Source organism: Fictibacillus phosphorivorans (assembly GCF_001619875.1).
Taxonomy (GTDB): domain Bacteria; phylum Bacillota; class Bacilli; order Bacillales; family Fictibacillaceae; genus Fictibacillus; species Fictibacillus phosphorivorans_B.
In genome coordinates, this window is the sequence record NZ_LRFC01000034.1 from 167569 (window position 1) to 181968 (window position 14400).

Genomic DNA, 14400 nt, shown 5'->3' on the forward strand with positions numbered 1-14400 from the left:
GCCTCAGATTTAAAACACCTTTGTCGTCCAGCTTTCACAATTCCAGACGTCGTTTGCTACTTCTTTATAAAATTCAGGTTCGTGGGAGATCAATAGAACGCTGCCTTTGAATGCTTTCAACGCACGCATTAACTCATCTTTTGCCTCAACGTCCAAGTGGTTTGTTGGCTCATCCAGAACTAGAACATTATTTTCGTGGTTGATCAGCTTACATAAACGAACCTTCGCTTTTTCTCCACCACTAAGCACTTCAACTTTACTCTCGATATGTTTTGTCGTTAGTCCGCACTTCGCGAGAGCAGCGCGAACTTCATGATGAGAGAAGCCAGGGAACTCACTCCAGATTTCTTCGATACACGTGTTATAGTTTGCCGATTTCACTTCTTGCTCGAAGTATCCGATCTCTAGGTTCTCACCGCGTTCAACAGAACCTGAAACAGGCTTGATTTCCCCTAAGATACTGCGGAGCAATGTGGTTTTACCGATTCCGTTCGCACCGACTAAAGCAATTTTTTGACCGCGTTCCATACGCAAGTTCAGTGGTTTTGACAATGGCTCATCATATCCGATGACAAGGTCTTTCGTTTCAAAGATAAGCTTGCTTGGCGTGCGTGCTTCTTTGAAGTTGAACTCTGGCTTCGGCTTTTCTTTTGCCAGTTCAATCACTTCCATCTTATCGAGCTTCTTCTGACGTGACATCGCCATGTTACGAGTGGAAACACGCGCTTTATTACGGGCTACAAAATCCTTCAATCCTGCAATCTCCTGCTGCTGGCGCTTAAACGCTGCTTCCAGCTGGGATTTTTTCATCTCGTGAACCGATTTGAAGTGATCGTAATCGCCGACATAACGGTTCAGCTCTTGATTTTCCATGTGGTAGATCAAGTTAATAACGCTGTTTAAGAATGGAATATCATGCGAGATCAAAATAAAAGCATTTTCGTATTCCTGCAGATAGCGCTTCAGCCACTCGATATGCTGTTCATCCAGATAGTTTGTCGGCTCATCGAGCAATAGAATTTCCGGCTTTTCTAATAAAAGCTTAGCCAGCAATACCTTCGTACGCTGTCCACCGCTCAGATCGTGTACGTCACGATCTAAACCGATATCATCAAGACCTAATCCGCGTGCGATTTCTTCAACTTTTGCATCGATTACGTAAAAGTCGTTGTTCGTCAGTGTATCTTGAATAACCCCGACATCTTCTAGCAGCTTTTCAAGCTCTTCGGGTGTTACTTCACCCATCTTTTCATACATGCTGTTCATTTCTGTTTCCATGTCGAGCAAGTATTGAAACGCGCTTTTTAAAACGTCGCGAATAGACATTCCTTTTTGTAGAACGGTGTGCTGATCCAAGTAGCCAACACGCACCTTTTTTGCCCATTCCACTTTACCTTCATCAGGCTTTAATTTGCCTGTAATTATATTCATAAAGGTTGATTTACCTTCACCATTTGCACCGATTAAACCAATGTGCTCTCCTTTTAACAGACGGAAAGACACATCATTAAAGATCGCTCTGTCGCCAAAACCATGGCTTAAGCCTTGTACCGTTAGAATACTCATCTATATAACACCTTTTCTGTCAGTAATTTGTACCCTCTTGATTATAGTATTGAATGGGGAAGGAACTCAATAGGTGCAAGCCGAATCGTAAAAAAGAAAAAGCACCCATGGAAGATTTTCCAAGAGTGCTTTACCGATTAATTATTCCTGCTCACCAGTTCGATTTTTAAAGGCTTCTTTTGTAGCAAGATTTACTGAATCTGTTTCGTCGCTTTTCTCGACAAGTCTGTTTTGCAGAGTATTATCAGGAAATCTTCCTGGATGACCTTGTTTTTTATGTTCAAAAGATTTTCCGCGTGCCATGTTTTTCACTCCTCATCTCTTTAAAAGATATTGTGTCCAAGAGAAGAGCGATTTATGAACATTAAAAAGGCTTTACCACCATTAAAATGATAAGTAAGACAGCTAAACCGTGCAAAGAATATACATAAGGATCGAGCTCTTTATCTATTGTGCGATACGATTCAGGAAGATCATCCCCTTCATGAGAACCCAAAATATCGCTCATCTGTTTTTGTTTCTTAGGGATGATGCCAATAACAAGAACCTGTGCTATTACATAAATAACCAATGAAGTAACGTACCATACTTCGCTGAATAATGAAGGATTTAAAAAGCCTAATATAAGTCCGGTTGCAAGAAGTGTTAAGCTGCCAATCTTAGGCAATGTTTCAATCTTAGCGTTTACTTCGAGTGCATACCGTGCCTGACTGGCTGTTTTTGCAAATTTTGTAACGACTGGCATGGCAAAGCTTGCACCTAAACCGACTATGGCTGCCAAGATATGCAGCAAAACGAGAGCACTATAAAGAGTCATCCCAAAACTCCTCCTTTAAATATGTATGAATGAATACTTCTTCAATTTATTACGCTGAACAGGAAAATAGTCCTTCTTTTTGACTGTGGCTTTTATCCTAGTTATAAAAGGAGTAACTTAGAATGAAAACAAAACATGAAATCAGGGAAAAAGTGTGGAATAAGCTAGCTGAAGAAAAATTAGGTAGATTTCCGTTCCCATTAACGAATCGTATCCCTAATTTTAAAGGGGCAGAGGCTGCTGCAAGGTTTATTTCAGAAATGAAAGAGTATAAAGAAGCAAGTGTGATCAAGGTGAATCAAGATTCGCCGCAGCTGCCGCTTCGAGCACAGATTTTAAAAGATGGAAAAATGCTTCTCGTTCCAACACCTCGTTTAAAAGATGGCTTTATTCAGGTGAAACCAGAGTGGGTTCCAAAAGGAGAGGAGCGAAAAGCCGCAAGTCTATCGAGCATTTCGAATTATGGAAGAGTTTTGCCATTATCACAAATGCCAGAAATTGATTTAATTGTTGTTGGTTCGGTGGCGATTCATCGTGACGGCAGACGTCTTGGAAAGGGAGAAGGATACGCCGATCGAGAGTATGCAATCATCCGAGAGCTCGGTAACAAAGAAGTGCCTGTGATCACTTCGATTCAAAGTGCACAGCTCGTTGATGATGAAATCCCTGTTGATGTCTTTGATTTAACAGTTGACTGGATTGCAACGGAAAAAGGGTTAATCGAAACTTGCTCTCCTTATCCTAAACCAACAGGGATTGTTTGGGATGAAGTAAGTGAGGAGGATCTGAACATCATGCCTGTTTTAAAAGAAATTAAGGAACTGACAGTAAATAAACGTTAGGACATTGTAGGCACTTTAAAATATTTAAGCGGATTTTCCGTGTTGGCAGGAAAAACGTTTAGCCGGCGTAACACCTCTTCAGCGAACTGGATATAGTTAGAACCAGTTGCAGTGATTACATTTTGGTCACATACAAGGTGTTCTTCACGTTTATTGCTCCAGTTCATTACAGATGTATAGTTTGAGTCATCTTCAGTAAGAGACGCTGTGTATTGGATATGATTTAAAATACCAGTTGCACCTAACAGGACAGGTCCTCCACAGATCGCGCCGATCAGCTTGCCTTTATCAAAAAAAGTACGGATCATCTCGGTAACCGCTGAATTTTGCAAAAGAGGAAACGGTGTTCCGCCAGGGATAATAAGAGCAGCATAATCATCTGTTGCTACTTCATTTACGGATAGGTCAGGCTTAATTTTAAGCTTGCCTGCTGATGTGACGGTCTGGGTAGAAGAGTGAGGAGAGCAGGTAACAAGATCATATTCTGATCCGCTTAAACACGTATTTAATATAGCTACTTCGAATTCTGCAAAAGAATCGTAAACAAATAATAGAACTTTTTTCATAGAATTTACCTCCGTTTTAAATGCCTATATCCAAATTTTAGCACCTGCTCATAGTAATTTGCTACAAAAACAAGCATATATTGTTTTCAAAGTGAATATAACTGAATCACAACCGAATATTTCTTCTGAGATTTCAAGCATAAACACACTAATGACTGGCTAATTAATTAAAGCCTTGTCTTTTTTTGTGTGAGGAGGTGGCCGCTAAAAGTAATCCTGCAGTAATTCCTACTTGACAGATAGGTTTTATTGTATTAATTTATTTTAGTTAACTAAAGGGGGGACTTGTAGGTGACTACTTACTTAGTTTTATTGAACATTGCTATTATGCTAATTCTTTTAGGTGTATTGTATTACATGCAAAAAAAGCACGTTTCTTTCTCAAAGCGTGTGTTTACGGGTCTTGGATTAGGGATTCTCTTTGGTCTTGGACTACAATACGGCTATGGAGCTGATTCTGAGGTAGCTTCGAAATCAACTGACTGGTTTAATTTAGTCGGGGGTGGATACGTAACATTCTTAAAAATGATCGTAATGCCGCTCGTGTTTATTTCCATCCTTTCAGCGTTCACACGTTTGAACTTAAAAGGGAATATCGGAAAACTTAGCGGAATGATCATCGCCATTTTAATCGGAACAACTGCTATTGCAGCAGTTGTCGGTATCGCTACATCTGTTGCGTTTGACCTTGAAGCTGTTCAGATTGAACAAGGTGATGCGGAAACTGCTCGTGGTGAACAGATGGAAAGTACGTTTACAGAAGTAAAAGACTTAACACTTCCGCAACAGATTCTATCCTTGTTGCCAGCAAATCCATTTCTTGATTTCACAGGAGCTCGTCCAACTTCAACGATCGCAGTGGTTGTCTTTGCTGCATTCCTTGGAGTAGCTTATCTAGGGGTAAGACGAAAGCAAGAAGAGCATGCAGAATTGTTTGCCAAGATTGTTGATGCTTTCTATTCTGTGATCATGCGTGTTGTAACATTAATTCTTCGTTTAACACCATACGGAGTACTTGCTTTAATGACGAAAACAGTTGCGCTAAGTGATATGGGTGCGATCGCAAAGCTTGGAAAGTTTGTTATCGCGTCATATGTCGCACTGTTGATCATGTTCGGAATTCACTTATTGTTATTAACGTTCGCTGGTTTAAGCCCAGTTACGTATATGAAAAAAGCATTCCCGGTTCTATCCTTTGCCTTTACTTCGCGTACTAGTGCCGGAGCGCTACCATTAAACATCCGTACACAAAAGAGCATGGGTGTACCTGATGGAATCGCAAACTTCTCAGGTTCGTTCGGCCTTTCAATTGGTCAAAACGGGTGTGCCGGAATCTATCCTGCGATGCTTGCGGTTATGATTGCACCAACTGTCGGAATCGACCCATTATCACCATCTTTCTTATTGACGCTTGTTGTAGTTGTAGCGCTTAGTTCGTTTGGTGTTGCTGGTGTTGGAGGCGGAGCTACATTTGCTGCGATCCTCGTGTTATCAGCGATGGATCTTCCGATTGCCTTAGCAGGTCTATTGATCTCTGTTGAACCGCTGATCGACATGGGACGTACTGCTGTAAACGTAAGCGGTGCGATGACGTCAGGCCTTTTAACAAGTAAAGTTCAAAAACAATTAGACACAGACGTTTACAACGACAGCGAAAATCAAGTCGAAGTAAGTGCATAACCAATAATGAAACGATCTTGCCTTTCTGGCAGGGTCGTTTTTTATTTGTAAATTTTTCATATGAAGGTGTGAATTGGAGGGTTTAAGGGTAAAAATTAAAAACTGAACTTTCAAATAGAACAAGTTTCTTTTCCAGCTCAAGAAGGCTCTTCCATAATCGTGAACATTCTATGGCGAAACTGTGATAAAGTTGTGAGCTTTATTTGAAGTAATCGTGACATTTGTTGGGGAGCAGGTCACATTTATTAGGTTTCTGGTACTATGAGGGCAAAGGTTTTTTGTCATTTTGATTTTGCCTATGATATCCATTGTGATTTAATTCACAATACTCTATAATCACTCTTGGTTCGTTTTATTGGGCAAAAGTTAAATGCTTGTAAATAGAGAAAGGAAGGTGGACCTGGTGATGCGACGGTTGAAGCCGTTTTTAACATTCGGGTTAATGATGGCCGTGTTTATGCTAAGCGGCTGCAGCGATATGATTGTTTTAGATCCAAAAGGACCTGTAGGAGAAGAACAGAAGGATCTGATCATGTATTCTATCTGGTTTATGTTATTTATCCTGCTCGTTGTTTACGCACTTACTGCTTTTATTGTTTATAAATATCGTGATCACAAAAATCATAAAGGCTATGATCCAGATAACGAAGGAAGTCATCTTCTTGAGACGATTTGGTGGATCATTCCGATTATTATCGTTATTGCATTAGCGATTCCAACGGTTAATAGTATCTACTCTCTGGAGGGACCTCCTGAAGAGTCGAAAGATCAAAAGCCATTGGTGATTCATGCAACATCTGTAAACTGGAAATGGGTATTCTCATATCCAGAGCAAGATATTGAAACAGTTAACTATCTTCATATTCCCGAAGATCGACCTGTTTTGTTCAAACTGACTTCTGCTGATTCTATGGCATCCTTTTGGGTTCCTCAACTAGGTGGCCAAAAGTATGCGATGGCTGGCATGGAGACAGAGCTTTATCTGCAAGCTGACGAGCAAGGCACGTATGAAGGACGTAACTCTAACTTTACAGGAGAAGGATTTACTAACCATACGTTTGATGTGATGGCTATGTCTGATGCAGAGTTTGAAAAGTGGGCGAGTGAAACAAAAGCTGATGCTCCTGAGCTTTCGAAGGGGCAGTACGACAAGCTTATGCTTCCTGGTCACGTGAAACAAATGACTTTCTCTTCTACTCACTTAGATTGGGTAGACCACGCTAAAAACGCTGAGTACGCTTTAGATGCTCGCAAACGTTTAGGTTATGAAGAGAAGCTTCCTCACTCAAAAGCAGGGAAGGAAGAAAAGAAAAAGCGTGAAGAAGAGATGAAGAAGCTTGAAGAATCAGAGTCTCATGGGGATTCTCATGCCCATTAACAGAGGAGGCATTTCAATATGAAATGGGATGAATTTTTCGTAACAGGCGACCCGATGATTTATGGTGCTGACGTATCCATCGTACTAACGATGGTGGGTATCCTGTTCTATCTTACTAAATATAAAAAGTGGAAATGGTTGTGGGACGAATGGCTTACAACGGTTGACCACAAAAAACTCGGTATAATGTATATCGTTTCCGCTGTGCTTATGTTGTTCCGCGGTGGTGTCGATGCGCTCTTAATGCGTACACAGCTAGCGGTTCCTGAGGCGAAGTTCCTCGATTCACAGCACTATAACGAAATCTTTACAACACACGGTACGATCATGATTATCTTCATGGCGATGCCGTTCTTGATTGGTTTGATTAACGTCGTTGTTCCATTACAGATCGGGGCACGTGACGTAGCTTATCCTTATTTAAACGCAGTTAGTTTCTGGACGTTCTTTATCGGTGCGATGTTATTCAACATCTCATTCGTTATCGGTGGATCTCCATCAGCAGGTTGGACGAGTTACATGCCACTTGCGAGTAACGAGCTGAGTCCAGGACCTGGACAGAACTATTATTTGCTCGGACTGCAAATCGCAGGTATTGGTACGCTCTTAACGGGTATTAACTTCTTAGTTACAATCCTTAAGATGCGTGCACCGGGAATGACATTGTTCCGTATGCCAATGTTTACTTGGTCATCACTTGTAACAATGGTTATCATTATTTTCGCTTTCCCGATTCTAACTGTTGCACTGGCACTTATGACATTTGACCGTTTATTCGGAAGCCATTTCTTCACCCTGCAAGGAGCAGGAATGGATATGCTTTGGGCGAACCTTTTCTGGCTATGGGGTCACCCAGAGGTATATATCGTAATCCTTCCGGCGTTCGGTATGTTCTCTGAGATTATTTCTACTTTCTCTAGAAAAACGTTATTTGGTTACAAAGCCATGATCTGGTCTATGCTTTTAATCGCAGGATACAGCTTCTTGGTTTGGGTCCATCACTTCTTTACGATGGGTTCAGGAGCACTTGTTAACTCCGTATTCTCTATCACTACGATGGCGATCGGTATTCCGACAGGGGTTAAAATATTTAACTGGCTGTTCACGATGTACAGAGGTAAGATTCAATTTACGACACCTATGCTTTGGTCACTTGGATTTATTGTGAACTTCGTAATCGGTGGGGTTACAGGTGTCATGCTTGCAATGGCAGCTGCAGACTATCAGTATCACAACACATACTTCCTAGTATCTCACTTCCACTATGTATTGATCGCTGGTACAGTATTTGCTTGTTTCGCTGGTTTAATCTACTGGTATCCGAAGATGTTTGGTTACAAACTGAACGAACGTATCGGTAAGTGGGTATTCTGGATTTTCACTATTGGATTTAATGTATGTTTCTTCCCGCAATATTTCCTTGGTCTAGACGGTATGCCACGTCGTGTTTACACGTACAGTGAAGAGTCTGGCTGGGGTCCATTAAACATGGTATCTACGATCGGTGGATTCATGATGGGTATTGCATTCTTAGTTCTTGTTTACAACATGTACTACAGCTTCCGTTTCGCGAAGCGTGAAACAACTGGAGACGCTTGGGATGGCCGTACGCTTGAATGGTCTACTCCAACAGCAATGCCTCCATTCTATAACTTTGCTAAAATTCCAGAGGTAACAGGTCTTGACCACTTCTGGAGACAAAAGCAAGCAGGAAAAGTTGAGAAGTTAACAGCTAATGAACTTAAACCGATTCATATGCCTAGCAATTCTGGTGTACCGTTCATCATGGCATCATTCTTTTTCGTTGCCGGATTCGGTATGGTATTTGACTGGATGTGGATGGCGATCATCGGATTGGTTGGTGTATTCGGAACATTGATCTACCGTTCATTCGAGTATGATGACGGGTATTATGTAAGTGTTGAAGAGATTATCGAAACAGAAAAGATTTCTAAATAAGGAGGCGTGAAAAAATGGCACATGCAGAAACACACGACCCCAACACGCCTTTAGAGTATCGTTCGGAGATTGGGCGTCTAAACATTCTCGGTTTCTGGATTTTTCTAGGGGCAGAAATTGCGTTATTCTCAACATTGTTTGCAACGTATATGGTTTTAACACATCGTATTGCAGATGGTCCTGCACTTGGTGAGCTGTTTGAAGTGAAGAGTTTGTTAATTCAAACCTTCCTGCTTCTAACAAGTAGTTTCACTTGCGGACTTGCCGTTCATGAGATGCGACGCCACAATGTAAAAGGTTTGATCACGTGGATGGTCGTTACGCTTGGACTTGGTCTTGGATTCCTTTACTTCGAGATTCAAGAGTTCTTGCACTTCATCCATGAAGGTGCAAACATCGGTACGAGTGCAGCATGGTCAGGATTCTTCATTCTTGTAGGTACTCACGGTGCCCACGTAACGTTCGGTATCTTCTGGGTAACGATGGTCTTGATTCAAGTGGCGAAGCGCGGTCTTACGCCAGCCACTTCTGCAAAAGTTTTCATCACCAGTCTTTACTGGCACTTCTTAGACGTAGTGTGGATCTTTATCTTCACTGCCGTTTATCTGATGGGGATGGTGATGCATCATGGCTAATAAAACAGCAGCAAATGAACACCACGGTTTTCCGTGGAAACATTTAATCGGATTTGTGCTTTCCATCGTGCTTACGTTATTTGCACTATGGATCGCACTCGGAACTGACTTATCCTTAACATGGATTCTTATCATTATTTTTGGTTTTGCATTCTTGCAGGCAGCCTTGCAGCTGTTGATGTTCATGCACGTAACAGAGAACTCGACAAAGAGTAATCTCACAAGTCGCGTACAGATCGGTAACATATTGTTCGCGGCGTTCGTTGCGATCGTTATCGTAATTGGCTCAGTTTGGGTAATGGCAGCAGGCCACGCGAAGCACGACAAGCATAACCACGCACCGAAGACAGAGAACCATGAGAATCACGGTTCTCATGGTGGCGGAAGTGAACATGATTCCGGTGAACATGGAAGTCATGAATAAGATATGATTTGATTTGAAAAACCTCTTGCTGAGTGATGGCAGGAGGTTTTTTTATGTGAGAAGGTTCTAGTGTGATGAGAGCCTTCTTTTTTAGGTTCAGTAAGGTGGAAAGCGTACTGTGATTTTCATCTGATGCTCTCTCACGGAGATTTATGTTCGTTCACATTGGGTTTATGCTCGTTCACGGAGGGTTTATGCTTGCTCACGAAGGTTTTTGCTCGTTCCCAGAGATTTATGCTCGCTCACGGAGATTTATGCTCGTTCACAGAGATTTATGCTCGCTCACGGAGATTTATGCTCGTTCACAGAGGTTTATGCTCGCTCACAGAGATTTATGCTCGTTCACAAAAATTTGATGGCCAGTTCACAATATTTTATGGTTAGTATTACTTATTGTGGTTCTGGAAGATGATAAACTCTTCCTTTTCCTGACCCTGTTTGCTTTAAATTCATATCTGATAATAAACGAGTAGCTACATGTCGTGATGAAACTTGAAGAAAGTCACAGAACTGTTTGTTAGTGATTGTTGTCCCATATAAAAGAGCATAATCCTCAAGTGTAGGCAAATGAAGGTCATGAGCTTTATGCGAACATTTGGGACAAATCCATGTTCTGTATTGTCTCACCACAGGCATATAAAAGCATTCCGTACAATAAACTCCCTTGATAATGTCCTTTTCTTCAATCTGATACCTTTTTAATAAGTCAGGGTTTTCTGGTGTATGATGTTGGACGAGCATCTTGGACAGTTTACCAAACTCTCTTTTGTTAAGTTTCTCCACGCTATATATCTTATCAATGATCTTGATTCTTTCCTGCAAATAGGGACTATGCGTAATATATTGAGGGACGTCTTTACTTGAAGGAGGAGCTTGAATGATGGTTCTTGTATTACTCATAACTACTAGAGAGCGGACAGGAATGGGAGGAATGCGATTTCTTGCCATCCACTCGATCAAATGGGATTGCTGGCGTTTCACTTGGAAAATGGGATTCTTAAATGCTTCTTCAGTGCCGTCATCCTTCAATCGGATGACTTGGTTGAGGTGGTCGAAAACTAAAGTTCCGGTAATGTACTTCACTTCGAGGTTCAAAAGATAACGAGGGGAGAGCAGTAAGGTGTCGATTTGAAAATAACTTTCGTGCGCGGTAAGTCTTAAATCATGGAGAACAGAAAATTCCCGGAAAGGCTTCAAAAAATAATCATTCGACTGTTCGCCAAAATGTCCGGCTAATCTGCCGCTCAACTCATCTTCTATTGATAAATACCTTGGATGATGCCTAATAATTCTGCGCTGCATAACTTCCAGCTTCTTGATCCTAACAGACTTCGTACGCTCTTTTATTAACATAAACGACCTCCTTCTCTACATAAAAAATTCTGCCTCTATAGCCAATTACCCTGCTGCTTTTCTACAAAAATATACAAAAAAAGACAGCCCTCAACGGGACTGCCTTCAAATACATAAAGATTTTATCTAACCTGTTTATCTAATCTGTCCATCGCCAGTCATACGATACTTAATCGTTGTTAAAGCTGGCAATCCCATCGGTCCGCGTGCATGGAGCTTCTGTGTAGAGATACCAATCTCCGCTCCAAATCCAAGTGCTGATCCGTCTGTGAAACGGGTCGAGGCATTGTGGTATACTGCTGCTGCGTCAACGCTGTTTAAAAACGTTACAGCGTTCTCTGCATTCTCAGTCACAATGGCTTCTGAGTGTTTTGTACCATAACGCTCGATATGCGAGACAGCCTCTTCAACAGAACTTACTACTTTAACAGCGACCGCTAAGCTTAAATACTCTTCTGCCCAGTCTTTTTCGTTAGCAGGGATAACATCAGGCAGTAATTCTGCTGCTTTTTCGTCACCGTGTACTTCAATACCATGCTTTTCAAAAAGTTCCTGAACTTTACCTGCATTCTTCAACAACCATGCCTCATGGAAAATAAACGTTTCTGCAGCATTACAAACTGCTGGTCGGTCGGTTTTAGCATTCTCCATAATTCTAAGCGCTTTTTCCACATCTGCAAACTGATCAACATAAACATGACAGTTACCCACACCTGTCTCGAGGACAGGAACAGTAGCGTTTTCGACAACTGTCTTAATCAGGGCACCTCCACCACGAGGAATCAACACGTCGATGTGTTCTTTCATCGTAAACAATTGACTAGCAGCTTCTCTGTCAGTAGAAGCGATAAATTGAACAGCAGTTTCAGGTATTTTTGTTGTAGCTAATGCCTTATGAATGACAGAAACAATAGCCGAATTAGAGTGAATGGCGTTTGAACCGCCCTTCAGCACGATCGCATTACCTGATTTTAATGCTAAACCCGTTGCATCGACTGTTACGTTCGGACGAGCTTCGTAAATCATACCGATCACGCCTAATGGAACGCGTACTTGTTCCACTTTTAGTCCGTTATCGAGCGTCCAGTCTGACAAAATCTCGCCAACAGGGTCATGTAGCTCCACAACCTCACGCAAGCCATCTGCAAATTCCTTCACACGTTTTTCGGTTAATCGTAAACGGTCCATCAGTGCTTCAGAAAAGCCTTTATCTTCACCGTTATCCAAATCTTTTTGGTTTTCTTTTAAAATATATTCAGATTCTTTTTCAAGAATATCCGCAATCGTTAATAATGCTTCGTTTTTTTCTTTTTCACTCAACAGCGCTAGCTTTTTAGAAGCTTGCTGTGCTAATTTTGCTTGATCTTTAACGTTAATTTGTTTGGTTGTACTAGTAAAAGTACTCATCCAACGCCTCCTTGTATTTTTCAATCATTCCTTTTCATTTCAGAATTAGTGAATAGGAACTGCTAATCGCGTGTGACAGACTAAATCGTTATTATTGATCGCCTCTTCAGGACCTACATTGTTCAATTCGTCGGTTGAGATTCCTTTGATCTTGATCAACTGTTTAGACGAATAGTTGGAAACGCCAAGACCTACTTCATTTCCGTCCAAGTCTTTAATACGAACAACTGAGCCTTTTTTGAAGTGGCCACTCACATAACGAATGCCAGTAGGGTAAAGGCTTTTTAGTTCATCAATCCCTTGTTTGGCTTTATTGGATACAACAATCTCGCCTTCTGGACCTGAATGAAAGGCGATCCATTGACGCTTTGTATCCAGGTTGAACTCATTTTTATCAGGTACAAAATACGTACCGCGCGCATTGCCTTCAACAGCCCCATGAATAATATCTGTTGAAGTAGCGTTGCCGAGGAATGAAGAGATACCAGAAGCCATAGCAATCTTAACAGCATCAATTTTAGAACGCATTCCGCCAGTTCCCACTTCACTGCCTGGTTCGCCAGCTGACTCTTCGATTTCTGGCGTAATCTCGCTTACTCTCGTTAATAACTTAGCTTCTGGATTTTTTCGTGGGTCTTCTGTATAGAGACCGTCAATATCAGAAAGGATGATGAGCTGGTCTGCATCAACAAGACCTGCAACCTTTGCCGAAAGCGTATCGTTGTCACCAAACTTCAAGCGCTCTACGGTAACCGTGTCGTTTTCGTTTACGATCGGAATGATGCCCCGGTCTAAAAGGACATTGATAGTATTACGAGCGTTGTGGTACCGATCTCGGTCTGAAAAATCACTTCTTGTTATTAAGATTTGTGACGCAGTATAACCGTGAGATACGAATCGCTCAGAATAAGCTTCCATTAACAGGCCTTGGCCGATTGAAGCTGCTGCTTGTTTTTCTGCTAAGGAAGTTGGCCGATTTAAACAGCCTAAACGTCTATAGCCAGCAGCGACTGCACCAGAAGATACGAGCAACACTTCATGACCCTCATCTTTTAATTTCACAACTTCATCTACTAGGCGTTCAAGTTTTCTTCGACTGATGTCTCCAAGTCTGCTAGTTAAAGAACTCGATCCAATTTTAATAACAATGCGTTTATTCGTTGAATTATTTAAATCCATATCTAGTTAGAATCACTCCTGTTTTGTTAATGGTACAAATTTGTTTACCGGTCAAAATTACAACGGTAACGAGTATAACATGGTGAGATTCAAACACAACAGGGTTTGGTGAGATAGTGTAGGAAACGGGCAAAAAGTGAAGAAAACGGTAGATAAGAGGGTTATTTTGAACATAGGGAGTGATAGGCTCGCAGGAAGGTTTAAAACTATATATACAGAGATATTCCGGTAGATAATTTTTCCATAAAATGCAAAAACCCCTCTAAAAAAGAGGGGAATAAAGTTAATATTAATATTTTGCTTTTTCCATTTTTCGTTTCGCCAGATATGGACGACCCCATACGATATATGCTGCGTAATGAGCAAATACGACGTTTGCAATGAATACTGTGATGAAGAAACTATGAACGAATAAGCTTAAACTGTCATTAGCCATAAATAACACGACGTAAGTCCATAACAGGGCGATGAACGGCGTTTGCCATAAGGCTAACTTGCGACTATCATTCCACAAAAATAGCGGTGTGGCAGTCGCTACAAATAAGTAAACCATAAAAACATCCATTACTAATCAACCCCTTGAAGTATTGTTTA

At 41.3% G+C, this 14400-nt stretch carries 14 protein-coding genes; 6 read left to right on the forward strand and 8 right to left on the reverse strand.

Annotation, left to right across the window (positions count from 1 at the left end; translation table 11 throughout):
• Positions 1–9 precede the first annotated feature (9 nt).
• The 3 genes from AWM68_RS14475 to AWM68_RS14480 form a co-directional block, all read right to left on the reverse strand.
• Positions 10–1566, reverse strand: a complete 1557-nt coding sequence (locus AWM68_RS14475; protein ID WP_066243175.1) for an ABC-F family ATP-binding cassette domain-containing protein — start codon at positions 1564–1566, stop codon at positions 10–12.
• Positions 1567–1707: 141 nt separating this feature from the next.
• Positions 1708–1869, reverse strand: a complete 162-nt coding sequence (locus AWM68_RS21755) for a hypothetical protein (RefSeq protein WP_186320646.1) — start codon at positions 1867–1869, stop codon at positions 1708–1710.
• 61 nt (positions 1870–1930) lie between these two features.
• On the reverse strand, positions 1931–2383 hold the full coding sequence (locus tag AWM68_RS14480) for a DUF2269 family protein (RefSeq protein ID WP_066243177.1): 453 nt from the start codon (positions 2381–2383) through the stop codon (positions 1931–1933).
• 122 nt (positions 2384–2505) lie between these two features.
• Between AWM68_RS14480 and AWM68_RS14485 the strand changes: the two genes are divergently transcribed.
• Positions 2506–3225, forward strand: a complete 720-nt coding sequence (locus tag AWM68_RS14485; protein ID WP_066243179.1) for a 5-formyltetrahydrofolate cyclo-ligase — start codon at positions 2506–2508, stop codon at positions 3223–3225.
• Here AWM68_RS14485 and AWM68_RS14490 read toward each other — a convergent pair.
• Positions 3222–3791 carry a DJ-1/PfpI family protein gene (locus AWM68_RS14490; protein WP_066243182.1) on the reverse strand — a complete coding sequence of 190 codons (570 nt, stop codon included), beginning with the start codon at positions 3789–3791 and terminating at the stop codon, positions 3222–3224. The two genes, AWM68_RS14485 and AWM68_RS14490, sit on opposite strands and share 4 nt — an antisense overlap.
• Positions 3792–4118: 327 nt before the next feature.
• Here AWM68_RS14490 and AWM68_RS14495 point away from each other — a divergent pair, with 327 nt between their 5' ends.
• The 5 genes from AWM68_RS14495 (at position 4119) to qoxD (ending at position 9867) form a co-directional block, all read left to right on the forward strand.
• Entirely contained in the window at positions 4119–5471 is a 1353-nt protein-coding gene (locus AWM68_RS14495; RefSeq protein WP_197468187.1) for an L-cystine transporter, read from the forward strand.
• A gap of 403 nt (positions 5472–5874) precedes the next feature.
• The gene (qoxA, locus tag AWM68_RS14500; RefSeq protein ID WP_082820723.1) at positions 5875–6849 is read left to right on the forward strand and encodes a cytochrome aa3 quinol oxidase subunit II; all 975 of its coding nucleotides are present in this window, start codon (positions 5875–5877) and stop codon (positions 6847–6849) included.
• Between the two features lie 18 nt (positions 6850–6867).
• Positions 6868–8808, forward strand: a complete 1941-nt coding sequence (qoxB, locus tag AWM68_RS14505) for a cytochrome aa3 quinol oxidase subunit I (protein ID WP_066243191.1) — start codon at positions 6868–6870, stop codon at positions 8806–8808.
• 14 nt (positions 8809–8822) lie between these two features.
• Positions 8823–9443: a cytochrome aa3 quinol oxidase subunit III gene (qoxC, locus tag AWM68_RS14510; protein ID WP_066243194.1), complete on the forward strand. Its 621-nt coding sequence runs from the start codon at positions 8823–8825 to the stop codon at positions 9441–9443.
• Positions 9436–9867 carry a cytochrome aa3 quinol oxidase subunit IV gene (gene qoxD / locus AWM68_RS14515; RefSeq protein WP_082820724.1) on the forward strand — a complete coding sequence of 144 codons (432 nt, stop codon included), beginning with the start codon at positions 9436–9438 and terminating at the stop codon, positions 9865–9867. The genes qoxC and qoxD overlap by 8 nt, the downstream gene beginning before the upstream one ends.
• Positions 9868–10257: 390 nt before the next feature.
• On the opposite strand, the gene AWM68_RS14520 is transcribed toward qoxD, so the two are convergent.
• The 4 genes from AWM68_RS14520 to AWM68_RS14535 all read right to left on the reverse strand — a co-directional run bounded on the left by AWM68_RS14520 (position 10258) and on the right by AWM68_RS14535 (position 14371).
• Entirely contained in the window at positions 10258–11220 is a 963-nt protein-coding gene (locus tag AWM68_RS14520; protein WP_066243195.1) for a nuclease-related domain-containing protein, read from the reverse strand.
• Positions 11221–11355: 135 nt separating this feature from the next.
• A complete protein-coding gene (locus AWM68_RS14525; protein WP_066243197.1) occupies positions 11356–12627 on the reverse strand; it encodes a glutamate-5-semialdehyde dehydrogenase in 1272 nt (423 codons plus the stop codon).
• A 45-nt stretch (positions 12628–12672) separates the two neighbouring features.
• A complete protein-coding gene (proB, locus tag AWM68_RS14530) occupies positions 12673–13806 on the reverse strand; it encodes a glutamate 5-kinase (protein WP_066243199.1) in 1134 nt (377 codons plus the stop codon).
• A 289-nt stretch (positions 13807–14095) separates the two neighbouring features.
• Positions 14096–14371, reverse strand: a complete 276-nt coding sequence (locus tag AWM68_RS14535) for a spore morphogenesis/germination protein YwcE (RefSeq protein WP_066243203.1) — start codon at positions 14369–14371, stop codon at positions 14096–14098.
• Between the last annotated feature and the right edge of the window lie 29 nt (positions 14372–14400).